This window comes from Nocardia sp. BMG51109, from assembly GCF_000526215.1.
GTDB lineage: Bacteria > Actinomycetota > Actinomycetes > Mycobacteriales > Mycobacteriaceae > Nocardia.
In genome coordinates this window covers 4,347,298-4,370,670 of sequence record NZ_JAFQ01000004.1, presented here as the reverse complement: position 1 = coordinate 4,370,670, position 23,373 = coordinate 4,347,298, and the positions used below count along the sequence as shown (strand labels likewise).

Below are 23,373 nucleotides of genomic sequence, written 5' to 3'. Positions count from 1 at the left end.
TCAGCGCTGGTCGGGGTCGATGATCTCCACGTCGGCGTCGATATAGGGCTGATCGGCGGCGACGTGCGGCGTCTGCCGCGACTCGTCCGGCAGCACGTCGGACTCGTCACGCCCGCCGTTCACGTCGGCGGCGGCCTCGTTGTCGCGCCGCGCGGCCGCGGCCGCCTCGCGCATCTCGATGGCGTCGGTGACCCATTCCCCGACCTCACGCGTCACCTCGGCGACGGTACCGGTGATGATCGTTGCGATATTGCCGACGTGTCGTGCCCCGGACGACGTCAATTCCTGGATCAGATCCTTGTTGCTTTCGAATTTCCCGATCATTCACACGCCCGCTTCACTAGGGTGTCGCTCTCGCATCACGATAACACCGGGAGGTGACGTCTTCCCGGTCGGCGCGGGCGGCAGCGCGAGGCGGAACAGCTTCCCCCACACCTCACCGATCTGCTTGCCGAGCGGGCCGGTGTTGTAGGGCAGGCCGTATTTCTCGCACAGCGCGCGAACCTCGGGAGCGATCTCCGGATAGCGGTTGGCCGGCAGGTCCGGAAACAGGTGGTGCTCGATCTGGTGCGACAGGTTGCCGGACATGATGTGGAACAGTGTGCTGCCGGTGATGTTCGCCGAGCCGAGCATCTGCCGGACGTACCACTCGCCGCGGGTCTCGTTCTCGGTCTCCTCCTCGGTGAACGTCTGTACGCCGGACGGGAAGTGGCCGCAGAAGATGATCGAGTACGCCCAGACGTTGCGCACCAGATTGGCGGTGGCGTTGCCGGCCAGGGTGGACAGGAACAGCGGCCCGCTCAGCAGCGGGAACACCACGTAGTCCTTGAGCACCTGCCGCCCGGCCTTGCGCACCTGCCCCTTGACCAGCCGCTTGATATCCGACCACGAGCGCTTCCCCCGGACGATGTTGTCGGCCTCGAGGTCGTGCAGCATCACGCCCCACTCGAAGAACAGCATCAGCAGCGCCGCGTACACCGGATTGCCGAGGTAGTAGGGATTCCACTCCTGACCCTCGTCGATGCGCAGCACCCCGTACCCGATATCGCGGTCGCGGCCGTGGATATTGGTGAAGGTGTGGTGCACGTAGTTGTGCGAGTGCTTCCACTGATCGGCCGGACAGACCGTATCCCATTCGAACACACGGGAATTCAGGCCCGGCTCACGCATCCAGTCCCACTGGCCGTGCATGACGTTGTGGCCGATCTCCATATTGTCCAGGATCTTGGAGACGCTCAGCGCGGCCACCCCGGCCAGCCAGAACGGCGGCAGGAAGCCCAGATACATCAGGCCGCGCCCGGCGATCTCGAAACCGCGCTGCGCCTTGATGATCGAGTAGATGTATTCGCGGTCGCGCTCGCCCAGATCGGCGGTGACGCGCTCGCGCAGTTCGTCCAGCCGGCGGCCGATCTCCTCGACCTGCTGCGGGCTGAGCACCAGCGGGCCGTTCTCGGTCTCGGTGAGAATGGTCATATCGCTTTCTCCCCTTCAGATTTCGATGTCCACGTCGCCGACGGCGGCGTTGATGCAGAGCTGGATGGGCTGATCGGGATCGCCGTCCAGCTCGCCGGTGCGCAGATTGCGGGTGCAGCCGGAACGCCGGACCGCCGTGCAGGAGAAGCAGATCCCCATCCGGCAGCCGTACTCCGGTGTGAGACCGGCGGATTCGGCCTGGTTCAGCAGGCTGTCGCCGGTGTTGTCGGCCCGCACGCCGCTGACCGAGAAGGTGGTGGCGCCGGTGACGCCGGCGGGATCCACCGGCGGGGCCGACAGCGTGAATTCCTCGGTGTGCAGCCGGTCGTCGAGCCCTTCGGCCCGGTAGACGCGGCGGACCGCCGTCATCAGGGCCGGTGGGCCGCAGACGAAGGCTTCTCCCGCGGCAAACCACGGCGCCAGCTGCTCCAGGGTGTCGTAGCCGAAGTAGCCCACCGGGCGCGCGGGGGCCGCGCACGACCACGGGGCGCCGCCGCTCGCATCGGCGGAATCGGCCTGAGCCGCAACGTCTGTCGGCCCCGAGCCGCCCGAAGCAGGATCCACCGGGAGCGAGTCCGCGGCGCGCTCGGTCTCACCCGCCGTCCGCGGAGCCGCATCGGATCCCGGCGACCCCGGGCGCTCGCCGACGGCGCGGCTCGGGTACCGCAGCTCGATGCGGAAGTTGTTGTGCCGCTGGGCGATATCCTCCAGTTCCGGTCGATGCGGGACGGCCTCCGGCGAGGCCGCGTAATGCAGGAACACCAGCTTTCCCGGGTAGTTCTCGTCGGCGAGGGTGCGCAACATCGACAGCACCGGGGTGATGCCGCTGCCCCCGCTGATCAGGAGGATCCGGTTCGGGCGCGGATCGGGCAGGGCGAAGGCACCGGCGGCCGGCGCCAGATCCACCACCATGCCCGGCGCCGCGTGCCGGAACAGGTACTGCGAGACCAGGCCGTCCGGATGCGCCTTGACGGTCAGGCGCAGGTGCCGGTCGCGGCGGCCCTGCGTATCGATCGGCGAATAGCAGCGGGTGTGCTTGACACCGTCGATCAGCACCCCGATCTGCACGTACTGCCCGGCACGGTGTCCCGACCACTGCCGGGTCGCGCGCAGCGTCAGGGTCACCGAATCGGGCGCCGAGCGGCGCACGTGCGTGATCTCGGCGCGCATATCGCGCAGGGTCAGCGTCGGCCGCACCAGCTCCAGATAGCGATCGATCGGGTGCGGCGAGGTCAGCGTCTGCACCAGGTCGACGAGTCCCCTCATGCGGTTCTCCCAAGGCTTGTCGGGCCGAGCGTGTCACCGAGATCCGGCCGTCCGCGCGTCGTCATAAGCGCCGGAACAGCTACCCACAATTTCGGTGCACATCTGTACACTCAAATAGTGTGCCTGCTGGTGCCACACAAGTTCAACCAGCAAGAGCTGTGACCGAAGCAACATCCCGGGGAGAGAACGAATCGTGAACGGATGTATGCTCACCGAGATGAGCGAGCAGGTGGAGTCCCGCGTCGAGCGCAAGGAGCGCACCCGGCAGGCCCTACTGGAGGGCACGCTGACGCTCGCCGCCGACCGTGGCTTCGCCGCGCTGTCCCTGCGTGAGATCGCCCGCTCGGCCGGCATCGTGCCGACCGCGTTCTATCGGCACTTCGCCTCGCTGGACGAACTGGGCGCCGCCCTGGTCGACGAGGGCGTGCGCCAATTGCGCTTGGCGCTACGGGAATTGCGCCGCACCCCCGACGCCCGGCTCGCCGAGACCGTGCATTTCGTCTTCGGCCAGGTGTCCGGCCGGGAGGCGCTGCACGGCTTCCTGATCCGCGAGCGGCACGGCGGCTCGTCCGCGCTGCGCGGCGCCATCGTGGTCGAGATGCAGCTCATCACCAGGGAACTCGTGGTCGACCTGTCGCGCATCCGGGCCCTCGACGCCTGGCCCCCGGACGATCTGGAACTGGCCGCCGACCTGATCGTCTCCACCGTCGCCGATCGCATCGCCGACTACCTTGCCGCCCCCCTGCGCGACCGCGTCGACATCGTCGACCGAGCCGTCCGTCAGGTCCGCTTGATAGCCCTCGGCATGGCCTCCTGGCGCACCACCGGAACCCCCTGACCGCCACTCACCTCCTCGCGACGCCGGCGCGGATCACGGCGTGGGAGGATCGGCCCATGCCACGCATCGCCACCGCCGAGAAGGTCGAACTGTCCGCGCTCCTGGAGTTCCTGCGGCCGCGTCATCGCGGCGTGCTGATGACCACCCGCGCCGACGGCAGTGCCCAGCTGTCGCCGGTGACCTGCGGTGTCGACTCCGAGGGCCGCATCGTCGTGTCCACGTATCCGGCCCGCGCCAAGACGCGCAACGCCCGCCGCAACCCCCAGGTATCGATCTGCGTGCTGTCCGACGAGTGGAACGACCCGTACGTCCAGGTCGACGGGCGGGCCGAGGTCCTCGACATGCCCGAGGCCGTCGACGGACTCGTCGACTACTTCCGCTGCATCTCCGGCGAACACCCCGACTGGGACGAGTACCGCGAGGCCATGGCCCGCCAGAACAAGTCGCTGATCCGCATCCACATCGAGCGCTGGGGCCCCGTCGCCACCGGCGGCTTCCCGCCCGAACTCGCCGATTCCTGACCCGTTTCCCGCTGGGCCCGAATGACTTTCGCGGCCCGGACTACGCCGGCGGCCGGATATCGCCGGGGACCGTCACAGGGCGCACTCCTCGAGGGGGTAGCCGGGGTTGCGTTCGGCGACGAATGCCTCGTGTGCCTCCCAGTCGGCGGGATCGAAGCGGCCGTTGCCTTCCTCCGCGTTCTCCGGGTTGTCGAACATGCCGGCCTCGAATCCGGTGACCAGAGTGTCGAGCCACGCCTCGAGGGTGGGATGGATGAGCGTTCGGTACTCGTCGTCGTGAACCCACTCCGTATTCCACCACAGCTCCTCGAAACCCTCGTCCTGCGCGACCTGGGCAGCGGTATCCATTGTGTCGGCGATGTTTTCGGCCGACATCAGGGACCAGTAGAACGCCAGACACCCGAAGTAGTCCTGACTCTGCCCGTTTCGCCAGGTGAGCAGCTCCCGTAACAGCGAAGGTAGTTCGCCGTCGACCCGGCCCGCGATCTCATCGATGGCCGCCGCCGAAGCACCGGGCAGGAGCCCGGCGTGAAAGTCGGGCCGGTTCGCCGCCAGCCAGCTGTCGAGTCGCACGAGGAGCGAATGCATTTCGCCAACCTACCAACCGAATCGGTTCGGGCCGAGGCGAATCAGCGGCGACGGGCACAGGCGGACGAGCCACGACGCCCGGCTCCATCCTGTGCCCGCGAACCCCGACCGAGCGCATCCTGACCGCAGAACAGGCCGTGCCGGCGCTCTCGCCCGGCGCACACGTCGAGGGCCGATCACGACTTGAACCTGACGTACGGTCGGGTCTTAGCGTCGGCGGCACCGGCGCAGAGTGCGTCGGCGGAAGTGGGAGAAGGCGGATGGACGAGCCGGAATCCGGGCGAATGTGGAAGGTGGGTGAGCTTGCCACCGAGGCCGGTTTGACGGTGCGGACGCTGCACCATTACGACCGGATCGGCCTGGTGTGCCCGGCACAGCGGACGTATTCCGGGCATCGGCTGTATGCCGAGGCCGATGTGCGGCGGCTGTACCAGGTGATGGCCCTGCGCCAACTGGGGCTGCGGCTGGACACGATCACCGAACTGATGGCCGGCGCGGTCGACGTGACGCAGGTGCTGGCCGCGCACCAGGATTTTCTGGCCGCACAGCTGACCGCTATCCAGGATCTACACGCCCTGGTGTCGGCGCTGACCGCTACGACGGAAAGCCGGCCGGCAACATCCGCCGAAAACTTCCTGGAATTGATCAGGAGGACCGTGATGGTCGACGACACCGTCAAGAAGTACTTCAGCGAGAACCAGCTGGCGCAGCTCGCGGCGCGCCGGGAGGAACACGGCGACGAGCAGGTCCGCCGTATCGAATCGGGATGGGCCGAACTCATTCCGAAGGTCGACGCGGCGATCGAGTCCGGCGTGGACCCGTCCTCGCCGGAGGCTCGCGCCCTCGCCGCCCGATGGATGGAACTCCTCGAGGGCTTCCACGGCGGCGACGCCTCCCTGCGCGAGAACCTGTATCGCATGCAGGCCGACAACGCCGACCGAATCGAAAGCGAATTCGGCGGCCCGTCCCCCGCGCAGATCGAATTCATCAAGGCCGCCAACGCTTCTCGCTGACAACCGGCCGAAGATATGAGCCGCGACTCGGAGACGTGGCGCACGGGAGGTCCCGTGCGCCACACCGAACCGCACGACAATGCCGGTGTTTCCACGCCGACCGGGCGGGCCGACTCTTGATCAGCGGGTTCAAGGTTCGCGTCCTCCGGGCAACGAGAGCACCTGCCCGACGGATGGTGCCGATTCGGTCGGCTGGGAGCTTCGCGGTGGCGGTCGGCCGATCGGGCCGGGCCCCGGCGTCAGCCGATCGGGGTCAGCATTCGATGGGGGCGCTCCAGGGCACGGGCTACTCGGTCGCCGCGGCGCATCGCGTTGGTCCCGGGCCCCGGGCGTATGACGAGGTCGTCGGGGCCCGGGGTCCGGCCGCACGCCGGGCAACGGCCGAAATCGTCTATGTCGCTGCCGCATTCCGCGTGGCTGAAGATCCGGGCGGGGTGCGGGCCGTTCGTATGGCGCTCGCCCCACTTGGACAGCGAGAAGATGGTGGGCCACAGCGCCCGGCCGGCCTCGGTGAGCAGGTATTCCGGATGCCCGCCCGAGTCCTGCCGGACCAGCACGCCGGCCTCGATCAGGGTGTCGAGCCGGTCGGTGAGCACGGCCCGGGAGATATCGAGGTGTTCACGCAGGTCGGTGAATCGGCGCACGCCGTAGAAGCAGTCGCGCAGGATCAGCAGGGTCCAGCGCTCGCCGACCACCTCGAGGGCGCGGGCGAGGTAACAGCCCTGCCGGTCGTATCCGGTTCCCAGTGCCATGGCTCCATCGTATCCGCGGTTAGGTCTGTTCACCAGACCGAATCTCTGTCACGATAGTCTGGTGAACAGACCAAGCCCCGGCACGGCCGCAGCCCGATCGACCACCGACACACCGGCGTCTTTCGGTGCGGCGCTTGTGCTTACGTCGCTGAGCACGTTCGTGGCCATGCTGGCCTACTCGGGCCCGCTGGGCAACGCGGCGACGATCACGACCGCCCTGACCGCCGCACCGGGAACCACGATGTGGATCCTGAGCTCGATGAGCACCGCCCTCGCGGTGAGCCTGCTGACCGCGGGCGCGCTCGCCGACCAGTCGGGCCGCCGGAGGATCTTCGTCGTCGGTGGGTACGTGTTCGCGGCCGGATCCGTCGTGTGCGCCACCGCGACCACGGCCGCGCAGTTCGTCATCGGCCGACTCGTCGAAGGGATCGGCGCGGCGGGCCTGATCGCGACCGGGCTGGGCCTCGTGGCCGCGGTGCACAGCGGCGCGCGGTCGCGGTCGCTCTCGGCCAGCTGGTGGGGTGCCAGTATGGGCCTGGGCATCGCGCTCGGCCCGCTGCTGACCGGCCTGTTCGACCTCGCGGAATTGTGGCGAGCCCCCTACTGGCTGCTCGCCGTGGCCGGAGTGGGCGTCGCGCTCGCCGCGCGCCGCTGCTTCCCGGAGACGGCGGTCGTTCCCGGCAGGCACCTGGATCTGCTCGGCGCCGCCCTGCTGACCCTCGGGATCGGACTGCTGCTGGTCGCGCTCATCGAAATCCGCCAGGGCGGCCTCGTCGCGGCCCCGATCTGTTTCGGTGTTTCGGCGGTCGCCCTGGTGGCCTTCGCCGTCAGCCAATTCCGCAGCCGCTCACCCATGATGGACTTCGCGCTGTTTCGCCGCGGCGACTTCACCGCCGCCACGGCGGCTGCCGCGGTCACCGGCGCCGGAGTGATCGCGCTGATGTCGTTCGCCTGCACGTTCCTGGTCACCAGCATGAATATGAGCACCTTCGGCGCGGGTGCGGCACTCGCGCTCTGGTCCGGCACCAGCGCCGTCTCCGCCGTGCTGGGCCGCTGGGCGACAGCGCGAATGACCGGCACGGCGCAGCTGGTCCTCGGCCTCGCGGTCACCGGAATCGGCCTGCTCCTCCTCACCGGGCTCGACACCGATTCGACCATCCGGCACCTGATCCCCGGCCTGCTGGTGGCCGGCGTCGGCGGTGGCGTCCTGAACGCGGCATTGGGACGGCAGGCCACGGCCACCGTCCCGCCCGAACGCGCCTCGGTGGGCGTCGGCATGAACAACACCACCCGCTACATCGGCGCCTCGGTCGGAGTCACCGTCGTCGGGGTCCTGGCCGCCGCGCCGCGCGACGATCTCACCGCGCAGCTGTCGGGCTGGAATCTGGTCTCCGTACTCACCGGAACCGTCACCCTCGCGGGCGCCGCGACGGTGCTCCTGCTCCACCGGCGCGCACCCGACACCACACATTCACAACCGACAACTCCTGTCCCGCAAGGTAAGTCGACATGACCCGCAGGTGCGGTTCCACGAACGTGCACGCATCGAGCGACACCCCACTCGAGCTCGAGAGCCGACGCAGCACTGCTCGTTGTGAATCGTGTGTAGAACAGTCGTCGGCCATTGCGGATGCGGTGGTTGTGGAAGTCGGTCGGTACGGGACCGGCGGCCGGTGTTGCCTACCGGATACCGGAGACCCGCTGTGCGCGTTGGATCTTCGGCCGCGACCGTTCAGCAGCATCCGTCATGGTGTGGCGCGGGCGCCTTCCGGCTCGGGGCGGTGTTCACCGGTGACCGGGTGTCGCCGCGCCATTCGACCGCCCGGCTCGGGGGCGGGGTCTGCTCGCTGCGACGCTCGACCAGCGGCACACCGTCGACGACCACCGTGGCGATGCCGGGCAGGTCGCCCAGGGCGAAGCATTCGAGCCCGTCCTGGGCCGTCGACCCCGTGATGGGGCCGAGGACGAGGAAGTCCGCCGGTTTCCCGACCGCCAGCACGCCGCCGTCCAGACCGTGCGCCGCGGCGGTCTGCCCGGTGCCGGCTGCGACGGCCGCCACGGGATCGACACCGCACATCGACGCGAGATAGCAGATATTCCGCAGCATTCCCCGCGGAATCACGCCGGTGCCGCCGGGGGTGTCCGTCCCCAGCGTCAACCGCCCGAGTTCTCCCCGGGCGGCGAGTTCGTCGACGACGAGTTTCGTGGCCCGGAAATTCATCGAACTGCACACCTCGAGCTGTGCCGAGGGCAGGTCCCGGATGATCGCGAGGAGGTCGCCGTCGGGCGCGGGAATCGGCCCGCCCGACAGGTGGCCGATGATGTCCGGGGCGACCGCGACCGCGATGTCCCGGCCCGCCACCCGGCTCGATCCCGACCGCGAGACGCCGCCGGAGTGCATCTTCACGGTCATCCCGCGCTCGTGCGCCCACCGGACATAGCGCTGGGCTTCGCCGTCGCCGAGCCGATTCCAGTCGTAGAAGATGAACTTGAGCTGGTCGATCCCTTCCCGGGCCGCCCGGTCGAAATGCTCCTCGGACATGCCGGGCACCAGCAGCACCGTTCCGGCGTTCACCTTCACGCCCGACGGCCGCATGCGAGCGGTGGTGTGCCGGGAGGTGATCGCGATGCTCAGCACCAGTTCCGGGGTGAGCGCGGTGAAATCCAGTCCGGGAATGTGGAGTTCGCCCGCGGACACCATCGAGGTGGTCCCGCCGTGCAAATAGTTGTGTATCCATCCGACCGAGTTCTGCGCCGGTGTCCATTCCCCGAACGTGGGATGCACGTGCCCGTCGACCAGCCCCGGCAGCACCGTCAGGCCGCCTGCCGACAGGACCCGGTCGGGCGCGGGGTGATCGACGCCGATGTCGGTGATCACCCCGTCCTCGACAACCATCGAGGTGTTCCGCAACGGCACCTGGTCACCGAGTCCCTGCACCAGCAGACCGATGTCTTCCACGAGAAGTACGGTCACGGCTTCCCCTTTCAGGTATATTGGATTTTGTATACACTACTCCACATTCAGTGCTGCGGCAGACCATCACAGCGGGAGACCGTCACTGCGGCAGACCGGTGTCAGGGCAGCCGCGCGCCGCGGCAGGCCGGCGCGGATCCCGTCACCGGAGACGTCGCCGGATCACCGTTCGCCCCATCGCAGAGGAGATGCGCCATGTCCCTGGTCCCTTCGTGGGAACTCCGAGCGGAGTTCGCCCGCGCACTGTCGGCGATGTACGGCACCGAGGTCCCCGCCTACAACGACCTGCTCGAGGTCGCCACCGAGGTCAACGGGGACGTGCTCGGCCGCGACGGCGCCGACGCCGAGCGCTTGGGCGACGCCGGCCGGGTCGCGGCGGAACGGCACGGCGCGATCCGAGTCGGCACCCCTCGGGAGATGCGCCGGGTGGCGACGATCTTCGCCGGATTCGGCATGACACCGGTCGGCTTCTACGATCTGCGTGAGGCGGCCACCAGCGCCGTCCCCGTCGTCTCGACCGCCTTCCGGCCGGTCGCTCCGGAAGAGCTGGCGCTCAACCCTTTTCGCGTGTTCACGTCGCTGCTGGTCATCGACGATCCGCGGTTCTTCGCGCCGGAGATCACCGCGGAGCTGAGCCGATTCCTCGACGACCGCGAGCTGTTCGGGGAGGAGCTGCTGGAACTCGCGGTGTTGGCCCAGGACGGCGGGGGCCTCCCCCGCGCGCAGGCCGACCGCTACGTCCGGCTCGCGACGGCCGCCTTCGAACTGTCCGGCGATCCGGTGGATCACGAGTGGTACCGGACGCTGGACGAGATCTCGTCCGTGGCGGCCGACATCGGTGGCGTCACGAGCACGCACATCAACCATCTGACCCCTCGGGTGCTCGATATCGATGAGCTCTACCGCCGGATGGAGGCGCGGGGCATCACGATGATCGACGAGATTCAGGGCCCGCCCCGCTGGGCCGGACCCGATGTGCTGCTGCGCCAGACGTCCTTCCGGGCGCTGGCCGAACCGCGCAAGTTCCGCGCCGCCGACGGCAGCGTCTTCACCGGCTCGCTCCGCCTCAGGTTCGGCGAGGTCGAGGCCCGGGGAGTCGCACTGACACCGGCCGGCCGCGACCTCTACGACCGGATGATCGCGAAAGTCGATGCGCGCCTTGCCGACCGGCCCGGACGCACCAGGCAGGAGGTGGCGGCCGAGGTCTGGTCCGCCGACCTGCCGGCGAGCGAAGACGAACTCGCGCTGCGGGATCTCGCCTATTTCACCTTCACCGTCGCGGCCGAACCACCGAGCACCGGCCGGCCCGGCACCGATCTGGCCCAACTCGTTCGCGACGGCTGGGTGACTCCCCAGCCGATCGTGTACGAGGATTTCCTGCCGCGCTCGGCGGCCGGCATCTTCCAGTCGAACCTCACCTCCGAGGGCCACAAGGACACGTCCCGGGACGGATCGGACCGCAGCCCCGAGTGGCTGTCCGAGATCCTCGGCCGCCCGGTCGCCGACCCCTACGACCTCTACGCCGCCCAGCGCCAGGCGAGCCTGGACCGGGTCGCCCGGCAGCTCGGGCTCTCCGCGCCCATCACACTCACGAAGGATTCCCGCTGACCGGACGGCCTGACGACCACTGATGCTCCAGCAGCTGACGTCACCCATTTCTCGCCCTCCTGGCACGCCCTCGCCCCGTCATCCGCCCCAGCACGCCCCTGCCACGTCATCCCGGCACGCGCCTGCCTCGTCATCCCAGCACGCCCTTGCCACATCATCCCGGCACGCTTTTGGCCGGGAACCATTGCGGTACTTGTGAATTCCGGCCACAAGCACGCCGGAACAACGGAGAGACAACACACCCGAATGACCGAGAGGCAGCACGCCCGAATGACGGGGGCGGGGGGCGGGGTTGCGGTACTACTCCGACGTATCGGCGTCCAGGACCGCGTCCACGATGCCCTGATATCCGGTGCAGCGGCAGATATTTCCCGATATCGCCTCCCGTACCGTGTCCTCGGTCAGCGGCTTCTCGCGGTCGGGGTCGCGTAACAGTTCCACCGAGGTCACGAGGAATCCGGGTGTGCAGAAGCCGCATTGCAGCCCGCGCCGCTCCGAGAAGCACCGCCGCAGCCGCCCGGTTTCCTCGAACCGGTCCAGGCCCTCGACGGTGACCACGTCGCATCGATCCACCTGCGCGGCCAGCGTCAGGCAGGCCCGGGCGCTGCGCCCATCGATGAACACCGCACACGCACCGCACACGCCGTGCTCGCAGCCGAGATGGGTACCGGTCAGGCCGAGTTCGTCGCGCAGAAAGTCGGCCAGCGTCATGCGCGCGGGAACCGTTCGCTCACAACGGCGTCCGTTGATCGTCACCACGAGGGGCACCGCCGCGGCGCCCGGGGAATTCTCGCCGGTCATCCGATTGCTCCTGTTCCTCGCTCGATGCGGCGTTCGGCGGCGGTCAGCGCCTCGGCCAGGGCGGCCGCGCACAGCCGGCGGGAATAGCCGGGGTCCTCGGACGACGGTTCGGTCCGGGACGCCCACCGCTCGGCGAGATCTCGCCACAGGTCCGGTCCCGGCCGTTCGCCGATCACGTCCTCGCCGAGGAACAGTAACGGCCGATCGGCCGCGTTCAGAACCGCCGCCCGCAGGGAGGCGATGCGGCGCTCCGGATCGAGACCGAGCAGCACGCCGGCGCCCGCCATCCCGTAGTCGCCGTGCTGATGGGCGTATTCCACGAAGCCCCAGCCCTGTTCGGGCGCGATCGCGGGAACCGAGATCCAGGTGATCATCTCGTGCGGGTGCAGGGAGTTCGTGTAGAACGACTCGAACATCTCCTCGGCGGCCACCTCGCGACGACCGGTGACCGCGGATTCGACGTGGCAGGTGGCGCCGAGAGCGACGGCGGCCAGCGGCATCTCCGCGGCCGGGTCGGCGTGCGCGATCGAGCCGCCGAGGGTGCCCCGGTTCCGGATGCCGATATGGCCGATGTATCGCGCCGCATTCGCGAGAAGCGGTGTGCGCGTGGCGATCAGGGGATCGGTTTCGACCGTGCGGTGGGTGACGAGAGCACCGAGGATCAGGTCGTCGGTGTCGTCGAAGATCCGGGTGAGTTCGCCCAACCGGCCGATATCGATCACCGCGCTGGGCCGGGCCAGGCGGAGATTCATCAGCGTCAGCAGCGATTGGCCGCCGGCCAGCAGCTTGGCATCCGGATCCTCGGCCAGCAGCGCCAGCGCCTCGGCCACCGAATCCGGTCTGTGATAGGCGAATTCGGCGGGCTTCACCGCGGCACCTCCGCTCCGGCCGATGCCCGGCACAGCGCTCCGGTATCGATCGGGGTCCGGGTCACGTGGAAGCCGCCGCCGAGCGCATCGTCGACGCCGGCGGCGACCGCCGCGTAGACGGCGATGGTCCCGCTCTCCCCCGCTCCGCGCACCCCGATCGGGTTGACGGGCGTATCGACGTGCAGGTGGTTGACCGTGACCCGGGGCATATCGGTGGACAGCGGAAGATGGTATGCCGCAAACGTGGTCGACAGCGGGTTGCCGGTGTCGGAGTACCCCCACCGCTCGAACAGCGCCCCGCCCACACCCTGCGCCACGCCACCGACGACCTGGCCCTCGACGATCTTCGGGTTGATCTCGCGCCCGCCCTCGTGCGAGACGGCGTACTCCAGGATCCGGACCATCCCGGTCCGGCGATGCACCCCGAGAACCACCGCATGCGCCCCCATCGTCCATGTCACGGTCCGCGGCCGGAAGACGGCGGTGACGTCCATGGCACGGCCGCCCTCCCCGTCCCCGCCGACCGACTGCGCGGCCGCGAGCCCGCGCCAGTCGACGGAGCGATCGGAGGCGGTGAAACGCCCGGCCTCGTAGCTCACCGGGCCGTCGGCCAGCAGCCGGTGGGCCCGCTCCGCCGCGAGTTCGACGAGGTCCCGCGACGCCTGGTGGATGGCCGAACCGGACAGAATCGCCGAGCGGCTGGCGAACGTGCCCACCCCTTCGGGCAGCCGCTCGGTGTCGGAGACGACGTAGTGCACGGTATCCAGCGGAACGCCCAGCGCATCGGCGGCGACCTGCGCGAACACCGTCTCGTGCCCCTGCCCGGCGCTCGCCGCGCCGGCGGTGACCTCGAAGTGGCCGTTCGGCAGCACGCGGATGCGGGCGGTCTCGTGCGGCCCCCGCCCGGTGGCCTCGAGATAACAGCCCAGCCCGTATCCGATGCGGAGGTCCGGATGTTCGGCGGCATACCGTGCGACGCGTTCCGGAGGCAGGGTCTCGGCGACCGAGTCCAGGCAGGCCCGGTAGTCGGCGCCGTCGTAGACGATCGGCACGCCGTCGCGATAGGGAATCGGCCGCGGGTAGGGCATATCCGCCGCGGTGAGCAGGTTTCGCCGGCGGATCTCGGCAGGTGTCAGGCCCAGCTCGGCGGCGGCCGCGTCCAGGCTGCGTTCCAAGGCGAAGGCGGCCTCCGGGCGCCCGGCACCGCGATACTGGGCGACCAGTGTCTTGTTGGTCAGCACCGCGCGGCCGGCGATGCGCGCGGCCGGCATCCGGTAGGGACCGAGCAGATGAATGGCGGTATTGGCGACAATCCCTGCGACCCAGAGACTTCCGGCCCCGATGTCCACGACGAAGTCGTCCTCCCACGCGAGGATCGTCCCGTCCTCGGCCACCGAGAGCCGCGTGCGGTGCAGCTGGTCGCGACCCTGCGCACTGGCCGCGAGGTGCTCCTGGCGATCTTCGACCCAGATCAGCCGGTGGCCGGTCAGCCGGGCCAGGATCGCGAGCACGATCTCCTCGCCGTAGACGTTGGCCTTCGTCCCGAACCCGCCGCCGACGTCCGGAACGGCGACCTTGACCTCCTGGGGATCCCATCCCGTCACGCCGCAGATCGCCTTGCGCACCATGTGCGGGACCTGTGTGGAGGTGACGACGTCGACCTGCCCGCGCCGGGAATCGACCTGTGCGAGAACGCCTCTGCACTCCAGCGGCACCGCGCCGTGCCGGTCCATCCGGTAGGTTCCCTCGACCACACGGTGCGCCGACTCGCGCGCCGCATCCACTCCGCCGAACGAGAAGCCCAGCCGTGCCGCCTCATTCGTCGCCAGATGATCGAAGAGAACGGGACTGTCCGGTTCGAGGGCGGCCACCGGATCGGTCACCACCGGCAACGGCGAATACTCCACCGCGACCGCCTCGAGCGCGTCCTCGGCCCGGTATCGGTCCTCGGCGACGACGACGGCGATCGGCTGACCCACGTAGTGCACGCGATCGCCGGCCAGGATGGGCAGTCGCTGCTCGGCCAGGACGCAGGAGGTCGCCGCGTCGAAATCCGCGTCCGGGCGGGTCAACAGCGGAATCGGCGTTCCGTCGATGCCGAGGTCGGCGGCGCCGAAGATACCGAGCACGCCCGGCAGCCGCTCCGCCGCCGACGCATCGATCCGGTCGATGCGCGCATGCGCCTCGGTCGAGCGGACGAATACGACGTGGTGCGCTCCCGCCGCGAGGTCGGCGAGGAAACGCCCCTGCCCCCGCAGCAGGCGATCGTCCTCGCGGCGCGGCACCGAGACGCCGATGTATTCCCGTGAAGAATCGGTACTGGTCACTGAATTCGCTTCTCCCACTGCCACAATGCGATCGACAGGGTGAAGGAGACGGTGATCAGGAGCACGAGTGTCGCGACCATCGACGCGTAGTCGCCGTGGCTGTACGCCTGTAGAACCACCCGGCCGAGTCCTCGCCGGGTGGCGAAGAACTCCGACAGCACCACACCGACGACGGCCAGGCTGACCGCCAGGCGGATGCCGGTGAGCAACGGCCGGCGAATGGCGGGCGCGATGAGGTACACCAGCTTCTGCCACGCGTCGGCCTGCACGGATTCGGCCAGTTTCCAGTAGACCCGGGGAATTTCCCGCACCCCCGTCGACACGTTGATCAGCACCGGGAACAGCGCGAACAACACACCCATGACGATCTTCGACCCGACCAGGCTGAAAATCGGCAGCAGCACCGGGTACAGCACGATCTTCGGAATTCCGTTGAGCATGATGATCAGCGGCTCGAAGGTGCGCCGCAGCCACTCCGACAGCCCGAGGAGCAGACCCAGGACGCCGCCGACGGCGGTGCCGATGACGAAGGCGAAGAACACATTCTGAGCCGTCACCCGCACATCGAAGATGTAGCCGGGGTCGGTGATGTTGTCGGCCAGAACGGAAATCGTTTCCGCCGGTGAGGGAATCACGAAGGTGAGCCCGGAGGCCACCTGCCACAGCAGTACCAGGAGCACGGCCAGGGCGAGCGATCCGACGAACTGGTTCTCGGCCAGCGCCCGTAGGCGACTCCTCGTGGACGACGGATACCGCGGCGCCGGTGCAGTGGTCGTCATCGGGTCCTCCCTCGCGTCAGCGCGCGCTCGACCAGGGCCAGGATCACGGTGAGGACGCACGACAGAATCAGCACCACGGCGATGTAGGCGAACATCCCTGTGTTGTCGAAGATTTCGTACAGGTAACGCACGCGATATCCCAATCCGGCCTGCGCCGTGGTGAATTCCATCGCGATCGTGCCGATCAGCGCGTAGACCACCGCCAGCCGCAGCCCGGCGACGATATAGGGACCGGCGGCGGGTATCGCGATGGCGAACAGCGTCTGCCGCGGCGAGGTCCGCAGCGAGCGAGCCAGTTTCATGTACACCGGCGGCATACCTTTCAGGCCGACGGCGGTGTTCAGCGCCATCGGAATGGCCGCCATGATCGTCGCGAGAATGATGACCGACATGGCGTTGATACCCACCACGACGATCATCACCGGATAGAACAGCACGAGCGGCACCGCGTAGAACGACACGAGATACGGTTCGAAGATCCGGCCCATCAGCGGCAGCCGCCAGAACAGCACGCCGGCGGCGAGGCCGATGAGCCCGCCGAAGACGATGGCCGCCGCCACCTCGAGGCCGGTTCGCCGCGCATCGGTCCAGAACTGGCCCTCCGTCACCAGCTTTCCCAGCTCCGCGACGATCGTCGACGGCGCGGGCAGAATGCTCTCGTTCCACAGCCCGGCGCGGACACCGATCTCGCAGATCACCGCGAACAGCGCGATGAGGACGACGGTCGCGACGACGCTGTACAGGCCGTCGCCGATCCGCCGCCCGCGCCGGCCCGCAGGCCGCGGACGGCCGGCCGGCGGTGCCGCCTCCGCCGGCGAATCATCCTGTGCGACAAAGGAGGCGGTCATCGAATTGCCGCCTCCTGCTGCGTGAACCCGCGCTTGGATTCGGCCTGCAGCGAACTCCAGATCCGGTTGTGCAGTTCGTTGAATCGAGGAGTCGACACCACTCCGGCGTCCCGGTCGTCCGGCAGATCGATATCGACGGTATCGATGATCGTGCCGGGGCGATAGGACATCACCCAGACCCGCTGGGAGAGCAGAATCGCCTCGGAAATGTCGTGTGTCACGAATACCACAGTCTGATCGGTCCGCGCCCAGATCTGCCTGACCTCGGCACCCAGGAAAAGCCGGGTCTGCTGGTCGAGTGCCGCGAAGGGCTCGTCCATGAGAACGACCTCGGGCTGGACGGCGAGGGTGCGTGCCAGCGCCACCCGCTGGCGCATCCCGCCGGACAGCATCGACGGATACGATTTCTCGAACCCGGTGAGCCCGACCAGTTCGATCGCCTCCCGCGCGCGGGTGCGCCGGGCCGCCTTATCGATGCCGATCATCTGCATGGCGAAACAGACATTTTCTTCCACGGTCCGCCACGGCAGCGTCGAATCCTCCTGAAAGACGATGCCGATTCGCGGGTCCGGCCCGGTGACCGGCGTACCGCCGATACCGACGGCGCCGGTGGTCGCCTTCTGCAACCCCGCGACGACCGCCAGCAATGTCGACTTGCCGCACCCGCTGGGGCCGACGATGGAAACGAAACTGCCGTGCGGCACGTGCTCGGTCACCGCGTCGACGGCGGTCACACTGCCCGCCGGCGTCTCGAAGACGACCGATACGCCGTCCATGGTGATGCCCTGTTGATTCATGCGGATGACTCTCCGATCCACTACTGGAAACTCGTGCGCGCTTGCACCGGCAGATACTGCTGATCCAGTTCGGTGGACCAGTCGACAGGTTCGGTGATCTGCTCGGCCTCCAGCATGAGATCCGACAGATTCTTCAGGCCCGCCGGATCCACCCGCAGCGAATACCCCTTGGCGAGCTCCGGCGAGGCGGCGAACGCCCGGGCCAGGACGTCGGGGGTGACGCCGATCAGCGGAGCGATCTCCGCCGCGGCCGCGGCCGGATCGGCCACCACCCAGTGGTTCAGGCGGTCCACGACCCGGAAGAAGATGCGCAGATTCTCGGGATTGCCGGCGGCGTAGTCCTTGTTGACGGCAACCAGATCGGCGGGCAGGTCGCCGAGGACATCCCGGCTGTTGACGAGGACCTCGGCATTCTCCGACATCCGCTTTTCGGTGATATACGGCTCCATCGCCCACCCCGCGGTGATCTCACCGGCCTTGGCGGCGGTCCAGTTGTCCCCCATCGCCCCGACGGCCTGCGATTTCACCTCGAGATCGCGTTCGAGTCCCTTGACGAGCAATTCGGTGGACGAGCCGGCCGAGCTGAAACCCAGGGTGGCATTCTGCACGCTGCGTCCGGCCGGCGCGATCCATCCGAAATCGTTGACCTGGAACCACGGGGCGATGACGGTCAGATTCGAACTGACCTGCCGCGAGGCCAATACCACGGAGCTGTTGCCCGCGATCGCCAGATCCGCATCGCCGCTCGTGACGACCCGGAGCGTATTTCCACCGCCGCCGCCCGAGTACATGTTGACGGCGAGGCCCTCCTCGGTGAACCACCCCTTGTTGATCCCGACCTGCAGAATTGCCATGAACGGCAGGCTGTCGACCCCGGTCGCCGAAATTCTCAGCGAGTTCGAACTCTCGGTCGGCGCGGCGGATTCGTTCACGCAACTCGCGGTCCCACCCGCCACCACGAGGGTTACCAGAACGGCCATGACACGTTTCGGGAAGCGGGCCATTCGCAAACCTTCCAGGTAGTGGATACTGGATCCAGTTTACGAATCGGTGTGACCTAGGTCAACGAAATTTGATTTCCGGTACGTAAAAGTGTTGTTCCGCGCCGATGGCGCGCGGCCAGGTAGCGGGCCAGCTCCAGGCCGCCGGCCAGGCCGAACATCGCCGCCGCGAGCGTGGCGCTCCACCCCGGGGAGGTGTTCTGCCGCAACGAGATCGGCGCGGGAGGCTCCCCGGCCGCTTCCGTCACCACCTCGCCAGCCGGTCGCACGGCACCGTCGGCCGGAGTCAGTGCCCGCTTCAGCCGAGGCGGGGCGCCGGGGACCGGACTGCCGGGCGCCGGGAATCCAGGCCCCTCCGGCTCCCGGGAATCGTCGGATGGCATTGCTACAGACCCGCGACGATCTCGGCGAACCGGCGAATCGTGGGCTCTCTGCTCTGCCCCGGCCGCACGAACGGAACGATCGAAACCTGATCGACCCCAAGCGATTCGATCTCCTTCAGACGCCGTGCGCACTCCTCCGGCGTGCCCGCGAGCGCGAAGAGATCGACCAGCTCGTCGGGAACCAGATCCGCGTGCGACGCCTCGGTATCCATGTGGTGGTAGTAGTCGTAGGACCGACGGATCCGTTCGATGGCGGCGTCGAGGTCGGGCGAGACCTGCGCGGGCAGCGGGCGAATCGCGACGCGCGAGACGTGCGCCCGGACGAGGTCGCGGGCCTCGGTGCGGTCCGGGTCGATGGCCGTCGGGGTCCACAGCACGATGTGGATGTCGTCCAGCGTGCGGCCGCTCTCCTTCGCCCCCTCCTCGATGGTGGCGAGCGCCGCCTCGATGAAACGCGGTTCGGTCCCGACCAGGACGATCACGCCGTCCGCGATCCGGCCGGACATCCGGAGAATCTTCGGCGCGGAGGCCGCGATGTAGATCGGCACGTGCACCGGTTCGGTCAGGTAGTTCAGGTGATACTCGGCGCCGCTGGTCGGCTCGGCCACCTTCTCCCCGCGAAACAGCAAGCGCAGCTGGCGAATCGACTCCTCCAGCGCGGCCAGCTTCAGCGGCCGGAGACCCATCGTGCGCAGCGACGAATCGCCCGTGCCGATGCCCAGTGCGACACGGCCGCCGGTGAATTCCGCCAGCGTGGCCCACGAGGACGCCAGCAGCGACCGGTGACGGGTGACGGCATTCGTGACGCCGGTACCGAAGACGATCCGCTCCGTCCCCACCGCGGCGGCGCCCATGACCGTCGACGATTCCCGCCAGATGTTCTGCGAGTCGCCGAACCAGACGTTGTCGTACCCCAGCGACTCGCTCAGCAGCACGTAGTCACGCATCGCGCCGACCGGCTCGGTGGGGAACAGACCAACTCCCATGCTCAACATCCGATTCGAACCTTTCGCCGATAGCGGGCCACGAGAGCGAGCCACCCGGGCCGCTCGCCCGAACGCTCACCCGACCGTAGATTGACTGGATATCGGATCCAATCCTACCGTAGACGGCACCTGCCGCACCCGGAAGAGCTGTTCACCCCGAATCTCGGAGCCGCCCCATGCACCTCGTCAACGAGTTCACCGTCGATGCGCCGATCGAAACCGCCTGGTCGGCGCTGACCGATATCCCCCGGATGGCCGCGTGCATCCCCGGCGCGCAGATCGACGGCTCCGACGGCGCCGGCTACGACGGCCGGGCCGTCATCAAGGTCGGGCCGGTCGGCCTGACGCTGCTCGGCACGGCGACGGTGCTGAGCCGGGACGACGACGAGCACTCGATGGTGCTGCGGGGATCCGCTCGCGACCGCAAGGGCCAGGGCTCCGCGGAGGTCGTCATCACGATGAACGCGCGGGCGGACGGGAACGGCTCGGCGGTCACCGTCACCACCGACCTCGAATTGGGCGGCCGCATAGCGCAATTCGGCGCCGGGGTGATCTCTCAGGTGAGCGGGCGGATCATCGGGCAGTTCGTCACCCGCCTGAACGCGATGATCGCGGCGGAATCCGGTGCGCCGGCGACCGCGATATCGGCGGCCCCCGCGACGCCGGGCAGGGCATTCGCCGCACCCGGGACATCGGATCGGCGGGACCGGTTCATATCCCTCGCGGTCACCACGCTCGCGGGTGCGGCACTCGGACTCGCGGTGGGCCGTGCGGTCTACGCCCGGCCCTGACCGGATTCGCGATGCGGCTACGAACCCTCTTCCGCCCCAGGGGATCCGAGAATCTGCGTCAGGTGGTCGATGGCGTGCGAACGGTGCTGGTGATTGAGCGCGACCACCCGCTCGACATCGCCGGCCTCGACCGCCTCCAGGAGCATGACGTGCTCGGAATTGACCTTCTCCAGATCCATCAGCTCCGCATAGAGCGGGCGATACGGATCCGCGGTGTTCCACAGCTGGTTGACGATCCGCTTCGTCCGCGACATCCGGCTCCGCTCGAAGGTGAGAAAGTGGAATCGCCGATTCGCCACGCCGACGGCCACCAGATCTCCCGCCGCCGCGGCCACCTCCATATCCGCCATCATGGCGCGCATCTGATCGACGGTCTCCGGCGAGACCGGCTCGCGCATCGCGTCGCGGATCAGTTCCTGCTCGAGCAGATCGCGAATCCGGAAGATCTCGGTCAGCTCCGCCAACCCGAGCTGGACCACGCGATATCCGCTGTGCGGCTCGTAGGTGACGTATTCCTCGGCCGCCAGGGTCTTCAGCGCCTCGCGGACCGGGATTCGCGACATCCCGAACTGTTCGGCCAGGACCTCCTGCACGATCGGGGTTCCCGGCGCCAGCCTGCCCGTCGTGATGTCCTGCCGCAGGGCATCCGCGGCGGCCTGCTGCGCGGTCTTCGGGCGGACGAATCCGGGACGGGGTTCGACCGGCTGCTGCCCCGCCTTTCTGGCTGGCGAATTCCGTTCAGAACGCGGTCCCGCGGGCACCGGCCCCTCCTCTCCGTATAATGGATATTCTATGCGATCCGATCATAGTGCGTGAACTCCCTGCCCCGGCCCACGAGTGGGCGAGGAAGAAATGAACGTTGTCGACACCGAAATTCTGCCGCGCTGGCGGCGCGGCGAGCCGATTGCCGCTGCCACAGTGGTGAATACGTCGAATTCGGCACCCATGCCGATGGGGTCGACGATGTACGTGACCCGGTCGGGGTCCGTCGTCGGAAGCGTTTCGGGTGGTTGCGTGGAGGCGGCGGTCCTCGAGATCGCCACCCGGGTGATCGACGACGGGCAGCCCCGGATCGCGCGTTTCGGGATCACCGAAGACGAGGCGTTCGCGGTGGGCCTGACCTGCGGGGGTGTCATCGAGGTGTTCGTGCAGCGCATCGACCGCGCCATCTTTCCCGAATTCGCCGATGCCTGCGCGCAAGCCGGCGAGCCGGTGACCGTCGCCACCGTTGTTCGTTCCCCCGCCGCCGACCGGGTCGGCCGTCGGTTGGTCGTTCGAAACGACAGTGTCACAGGCACTCTCGGTACCCCCGCTCTGAATGCTCGCGTGGTGGACGATCTTCCGTCGATCGGCGGCACCGCGCTGCGCCGCTACATGACCGCACCGGACACGGCCGGCGAACCGACCGAGGTGTTCGTGACGGTACGCCGCCGGCCGCCCCGCATGCTCGTCTTCGGGGCGACCGACTTCGCGGCGGCGCTGGCACGCATCGGTTCCTTCCTGGGGTACCACGTCACAGTGTGCGACGCACGCGCCACCTTCGCGACACCCGAACGGTTCCCCGCGGCGGACGAGGTCGTCGTCCAGTGGCCACACGACTACCTGCGGGCCGAACGCGACGCCGGCCGTCTCGACGGCCGGACCGTCTTGATCTCGCTGACCCATGATGCCAAATTCGAGATCCCTTTGCTCCGAATCGCATTGAGCGCGGAGGACTGGCCGGAGTCCCCGGCCTACGTCGGCGCGCTCGGCTCCCGGCGGACGCACGCCGACCGCTGCGCCCGGCTGCGTGCGGCCGGCCTGACCGAGGCGCGGATCCGCCGGTTACGGGCGCCCGTCGGATTGAATCTGCGCGCGGTCACGCCGGAGGAGACGGCGGTATCCATCGCCGCCGAGATCATCGCGCTCGGCCACGGGGGCGACGGGCGCGCCCTCTCGAGTACCGCGGGCGCGATCCACGCCACGACCTACGGCATGGGCCGGGGCGCCTGTGACGCGCCCTCGGGGACGACCGCGGACCAGATCTCCTCGGCGCTCGGCTCCGCTCCTTCGTGAACTCCTTGGGCGACAAGCAGTTTGCCGGTATTGACCAGATGCGCGTACATCGCCGCCGCCGCGGCATCGGGGCGTGCGGCGAGTATGCCGTCGAGGACGGGCGCATGTTCGGCCTCGATGTCGCGCAGTCCGCGATCCTTCTCCGCGGTCGACGCGCCGAGCAGCCGGGTGGTCTCCCGCAGCCCCTGCACGATGGATCTGGCCCGCTCGTTACCCGCCGCCGCCAGGATCAGATCGTGAAAAAGCATGTCGTGCCGGGCGAAAAGGTGCTCGTCGCCGGCCGCCGCGGCCGCGCGCATCAGCCGGCACTGCTGCCGCAGCGCCTCGCGCAGCGCATCGTCCACGACGCTCGCGGCCCGGCGCGCGGCGGGCAGTTCGAGGGCCAGCCGGACGGCGAAGATCTCGGCGATCTCTTTCGGCTCGGGGAGGAGAATCCGAAACCCCTGCCGCGCCTCGAATTTGACGATCCCGACCTCCTCCAGGCGGAGGAGGGCCTCGCGGACGGGAGTGCGCGAGATGCCCAGCACCTCGGCCAGCTGGTAGACCGAGTACTTCACGCCCGGAACCATCCGACCGGTATCGATGGCGTGGCGAACCGCCGCCACCGCCCGCTCCATCCGCCGGCCTTCGCCCGGAGCCAGCGGGTCGAGATCGAGGGTTCCGTCTGCCACGACCTCACCGTATCAAGACGCCCCCTCCCCTA

Annotated in this window: 24 protein-coding genes; 7 read left to right on the top strand and 17 right to left on the bottom strand. The window is 68.5% G+C overall.

Features of this window, described 5'->3' with window-relative positions; all coding sequences use genetic code 11:
* Genes D892_RS0120920 through D892_RS48665 form a run of 3 tightly spaced genes read right to left on the bottom strand, consistent with a single transcriptional unit; the run spans position 1 to position 2,739 of the window.
* A complete protein-coding gene (locus tag D892_RS0120920; RefSeq protein WP_024803119.1) occupies positions 1-324 on the bottom strand; it encodes a hypothetical protein in 324 nt (107 codons plus the stop codon).
* The gene (locus D892_RS0120915; protein WP_024803118.1) at positions 325-1,473 is read right to left on the bottom strand and encodes an acyl-CoA desaturase; all 1,149 of its coding nucleotides are present in this window, start codon (positions 1,471-1,473) and stop codon (positions 325-327) included. It abuts the gene before it with no gap.
* A 15-nt stretch (positions 1,474-1,488) separates the two neighbouring features.
* Entirely contained in the window at positions 1,489-2,739 is a 1,251-nt protein-coding gene (locus tag D892_RS48665; protein WP_024803117.1) for a ferredoxin reductase, read from the bottom strand.
* 217 nt (positions 2,740-2,956) lie between these two features.
* Between D892_RS48665 and D892_RS0120905 the strand changes: the two genes are divergently transcribed.
* Together D892_RS0120905 and D892_RS0120900 are read left to right on the top strand one after the other, a co-directional pair.
* On the top strand, positions 2,957-3,577 hold the full coding sequence (locus tag D892_RS0120905; protein ID WP_084161623.1) for a TetR family transcriptional regulator: 621 nt from the start codon (positions 2,957-2,959) through the stop codon (positions 3,575-3,577).
* A gap of 56 nt (positions 3,578-3,633) precedes the next feature.
* Positions 3,634-4,098, top strand: coding sequence for a PPOX class F420-dependent oxidoreductase (locus tag D892_RS0120900; protein WP_024803115.1), 465 nt, complete (start codon positions 3,634-3,636; stop codon positions 4,096-4,098).
* Between the two features lie 72 nt (positions 4,099-4,170).
* Here D892_RS0120900 and D892_RS0120895 read toward each other — a convergent pair whose 3' ends face one another.
* Positions 4,171-4,686, bottom strand: coding sequence for an SMI1/KNR4 family protein (locus D892_RS0120895; protein ID WP_024803114.1), 516 nt, complete (start codon positions 4,684-4,686; stop codon positions 4,171-4,173).
* 260 nt (positions 4,687-4,946) lie between these two features.
* Between D892_RS0120895 and D892_RS0120890 the strand changes: the two genes are divergently transcribed.
* Complete coding sequence (locus D892_RS0120890) at positions 4,947-5,699, top strand: MerR family transcriptional regulator (protein WP_024803113.1); 753 nt, start codon at positions 4,947-4,949, stop codon at positions 5,697-5,699.
* A gap of 239 nt (positions 5,700-5,938) precedes the next feature.
* On the opposite strand, the gene D892_RS0120885 is transcribed toward D892_RS0120890, so the two are convergent.
* A complete protein-coding gene (locus D892_RS0120885) occupies positions 5,939-6,451 on the bottom strand; it encodes a helix-turn-helix domain-containing protein (RefSeq protein WP_024803112.1) in 513 nt (170 codons plus the stop codon).
* Positions 6,452-6,512: 61 nt separating this feature from the next.
* Between D892_RS0120885 and D892_RS0120880 the strand changes: the two genes are divergently transcribed.
* Entirely contained in the window at positions 6,513-7,964 is a 1,452-nt protein-coding gene (locus tag D892_RS0120880) for an MFS transporter (RefSeq protein ID WP_024803111.1), read from the top strand.
* A gap of 219 nt (positions 7,965-8,183) precedes the next feature.
* On the opposite strand, the gene D892_RS0120875 is transcribed toward D892_RS0120880, so the two are convergent.
* Positions 8,184-9,425, bottom strand: coding sequence for an amidohydrolase family protein (locus D892_RS0120875; protein WP_024803110.1), 1,242 nt, complete (start codon positions 9,423-9,425; stop codon positions 8,184-8,186).
* 195 nt (positions 9,426-9,620) lie between these two features.
* Between D892_RS0120875 and D892_RS0120870 the strand changes: the two genes are divergently transcribed.
* A complete protein-coding gene (locus D892_RS0120870) occupies positions 9,621-11,033 on the top strand; it encodes a VOC family protein (RefSeq protein WP_024803109.1) in 1,413 nt (470 codons plus the stop codon).
* A 300-nt stretch (positions 11,034-11,333) separates the two neighbouring features.
* Here the strand turns inward: D892_RS0120870 and D892_RS0120865 are convergent, their stop codons facing one another.
* The 9 genes from D892_RS0120865 to D892_RS0120825 form a co-directional block, all read right to left on the bottom strand.
* Positions 11,334-11,834: a (2Fe-2S)-binding protein gene (locus tag D892_RS0120865; protein ID WP_024803108.1), complete on the bottom strand. Its 501-nt coding sequence runs from the start codon at positions 11,832-11,834 to the stop codon at positions 11,334-11,336.
* Positions 11,831-12,703, bottom strand: coding sequence for a xanthine dehydrogenase family protein subunit M (locus tag D892_RS0120860; RefSeq protein WP_024803107.1), 873 nt, complete (start codon positions 12,701-12,703; stop codon positions 11,831-11,833). Before D892_RS0120860 ends, D892_RS0120865 begins: the two co-directional genes overlap by 4 nt.
* Positions 12,700-15,030, bottom strand: a complete 2,331-nt coding sequence (locus D892_RS0120855; protein ID WP_024803106.1) for a xanthine dehydrogenase family protein molybdopterin-binding subunit — start codon at positions 15,028-15,030, stop codon at positions 12,700-12,702. Before D892_RS0120855 ends, D892_RS0120860 begins: the two co-directional genes overlap by 4 nt.
* On the bottom strand, positions 15,027-15,809 hold the full coding sequence (locus D892_RS0120850) for an ABC transporter permease (RefSeq protein ID WP_024803105.1): 783 nt from the start codon (positions 15,807-15,809) through the stop codon (positions 15,027-15,029). The genes D892_RS0120855 and D892_RS0120850 overlap by 4 nt, the downstream gene beginning before the upstream one ends.
* Positions 15,806-16,657, bottom strand: a complete 852-nt coding sequence (locus D892_RS0120845) for an ABC transporter permease (RefSeq protein WP_024803104.1) — start codon at positions 16,655-16,657, stop codon at positions 15,806-15,808. The genes D892_RS0120850 and D892_RS0120845 overlap by 4 nt, the downstream gene beginning before the upstream one ends.
* A complete protein-coding gene (locus D892_RS0120840) occupies positions 16,654-17,454 on the bottom strand; it encodes an ABC transporter ATP-binding protein (protein WP_024803103.1) in 801 nt (266 codons plus the stop codon). Before D892_RS0120840 ends, D892_RS0120845 begins: the two co-directional genes overlap by 4 nt.
* A gap of 20 nt (positions 17,455-17,474) precedes the next feature.
* Positions 17,475-18,434, bottom strand: coding sequence for an ABC transporter substrate-binding protein (locus tag D892_RS0120835; protein WP_232236131.1), 960 nt, complete (start codon positions 18,432-18,434; stop codon positions 17,475-17,477).
* 77 nt (positions 18,435-18,511) lie between these two features.
* Positions 18,512-18,724 carry a hypothetical protein gene (locus D892_RS41715; protein WP_232236130.1) on the bottom strand — a complete coding sequence of 71 codons (213 nt, stop codon included), beginning with the start codon at positions 18,722-18,724 and terminating at the stop codon, positions 18,512-18,514.
* 116 nt (positions 18,725-18,840) lie between these two features.
* Positions 18,841-19,824: an LLM class flavin-dependent oxidoreductase gene (locus D892_RS0120825; RefSeq protein WP_232236129.1), complete on the bottom strand. Its 984-nt coding sequence runs from the start codon at positions 19,822-19,824 to the stop codon at positions 18,841-18,843.
* Positions 19,825-20,000: 176 nt separating this feature from the next.
* On the opposite strand from D892_RS0120825, the gene D892_RS0120820 reads away from it, so the two are divergent.
* Complete coding sequence (locus tag D892_RS0120820) at positions 20,001-20,615, top strand: SRPBCC family protein (protein WP_024803100.1); 615 nt, start codon at positions 20,001-20,003, stop codon at positions 20,613-20,615.
* A 17-nt stretch (positions 20,616-20,632) separates the two neighbouring features.
* On the opposite strand, the gene D892_RS0120815 is transcribed toward D892_RS0120820, so the two are convergent.
* Positions 20,633-21,376, bottom strand: coding sequence for a GntR family transcriptional regulator (locus D892_RS0120815; protein ID WP_024803099.1), 744 nt, complete (start codon positions 21,374-21,376; stop codon positions 20,633-20,635).
* 91 nt (positions 21,377-21,467) lie between these two features.
* On the opposite strand from D892_RS0120815, the gene D892_RS0120810 reads away from it, so the two are divergent.
* Positions 21,468-22,670 (top strand): XdhC/CoxI family protein, encoded by a 1,203-nt coding sequence (locus tag D892_RS0120810; protein WP_024803098.1) that lies wholly within the window; start codon positions 21,468-21,470, stop codon positions 22,668-22,670.
* Here D892_RS0120810 and D892_RS0120805 read toward each other — a convergent pair.
* Positions 22,583-23,341 (bottom strand): GntR family transcriptional regulator, encoded by a 759-nt coding sequence (locus D892_RS0120805; protein WP_024803097.1) that lies wholly within the window; start codon positions 23,339-23,341, stop codon positions 22,583-22,585. The genes D892_RS0120810 and D892_RS0120805 overlap by 88 nt on opposite strands.
* Between the last annotated feature and the right edge of the window lie 32 nt (positions 23,342-23,373).

Excerpts from the sequence above, each read along its gene's own strand:
- D892_RS0120920 (WP_024803119.1), bottom strand. The coding sequence starts at position 324 with ATGATCGGGAAATTCGAAAGCAACAAGGATCTGATCCAGGAATTGACG.
- D892_RS0120915 (WP_024803118.1), bottom strand. The coding sequence starts at position 1,473 with ATGACCATTCTCACCGAGACCGAGAACGGCCCGCTGGTGCTCAGCCCG.
- D892_RS48665 (WP_024803117.1), bottom strand. The coding sequence starts at position 2,739 with ATGAGGGGACTCGTCGACCTGGTGCAGACGCTGACCTCGCCGCACCCG.
- D892_RS0120905 (WP_084161623.1), top strand. The coding sequence starts at position 2,957 with ATGAGCGAGCAGGTGGAGTCCCGCGTCGAGCGCAAGGAGCGCACCCGG.
- D892_RS0120900 (WP_024803115.1), top strand. The coding sequence starts at position 3,634 with ATGCCACGCATCGCCACCGCCGAGAAGGTCGAACTGTCCGCGCTCCTG.
- D892_RS0120895 (WP_024803114.1), bottom strand. The coding sequence starts at position 4,686 with ATGCATTCGCTCCTCGTGCGACTCGACAGCTGGCTGGCGGCGAACCGG.
- D892_RS0120890 (WP_024803113.1), top strand. The coding sequence starts at position 4,947 with ATGGACGAGCCGGAATCCGGGCGAATGTGGAAGGTGGGTGAGCTTGCC.
- D892_RS0120885 (WP_024803112.1), bottom strand. The coding sequence starts at position 6,451 with ATGGCACTGGGAACCGGATACGACCGGCAGGGCTGTTACCTCGCCCGC.
- D892_RS0120870 (WP_024803109.1), top strand. The coding sequence starts at position 9,621 with ATGTCCCTGGTCCCTTCGTGGGAACTCCGAGCGGAGTTCGCCCGCGCA.
- D892_RS0120865 (WP_024803108.1), bottom strand. The coding sequence starts at position 11,834 with ATGACCGGCGAGAATTCCCCGGGCGCCGCGGCGGTGCCCCTCGTGGTG.
- D892_RS0120850 (WP_024803105.1), bottom strand. The coding sequence starts at position 15,809 with ATGACGACCACTGCACCGGCGCCGCGGTATCCGTCGTCCACGAGGAGT.
- D892_RS0120845 (WP_024803104.1), bottom strand. The coding sequence starts at position 16,657 with ATGACCGCCTCCTTTGTCGCACAGGATGATTCGCCGGCGGAGGCGGCA.
- D892_RS0120840 (WP_024803103.1), bottom strand. The coding sequence starts at position 17,454 with ATGAATCAACAGGGCATCACCATGGACGGCGTATCGGTCGTCTTCGAG.
- D892_RS0120835 (WP_232236131.1), bottom strand. The coding sequence starts at position 18,434 with ATGGCCGTTCTGGTAACCCTCGTGGTGGCGGGTGGGACCGCGAGTTGC.
- D892_RS0120825 (WP_232236129.1), bottom strand. The coding sequence starts at position 19,824 with ATGGGAGTTGGTCTGTTCCCCACCGAGCCGGTCGGCGCGATGCGTGAC.
- D892_RS0120820 (WP_024803100.1), top strand. The coding sequence starts at position 20,001 with ATGCACCTCGTCAACGAGTTCACCGTCGATGCGCCGATCGAAACCGCC.
- D892_RS0120810 (WP_024803098.1), top strand. The coding sequence starts at position 21,468 with ATGAACGTTGTCGACACCGAAATTCTGCCGCGCTGGCGGCGCGGCGAG.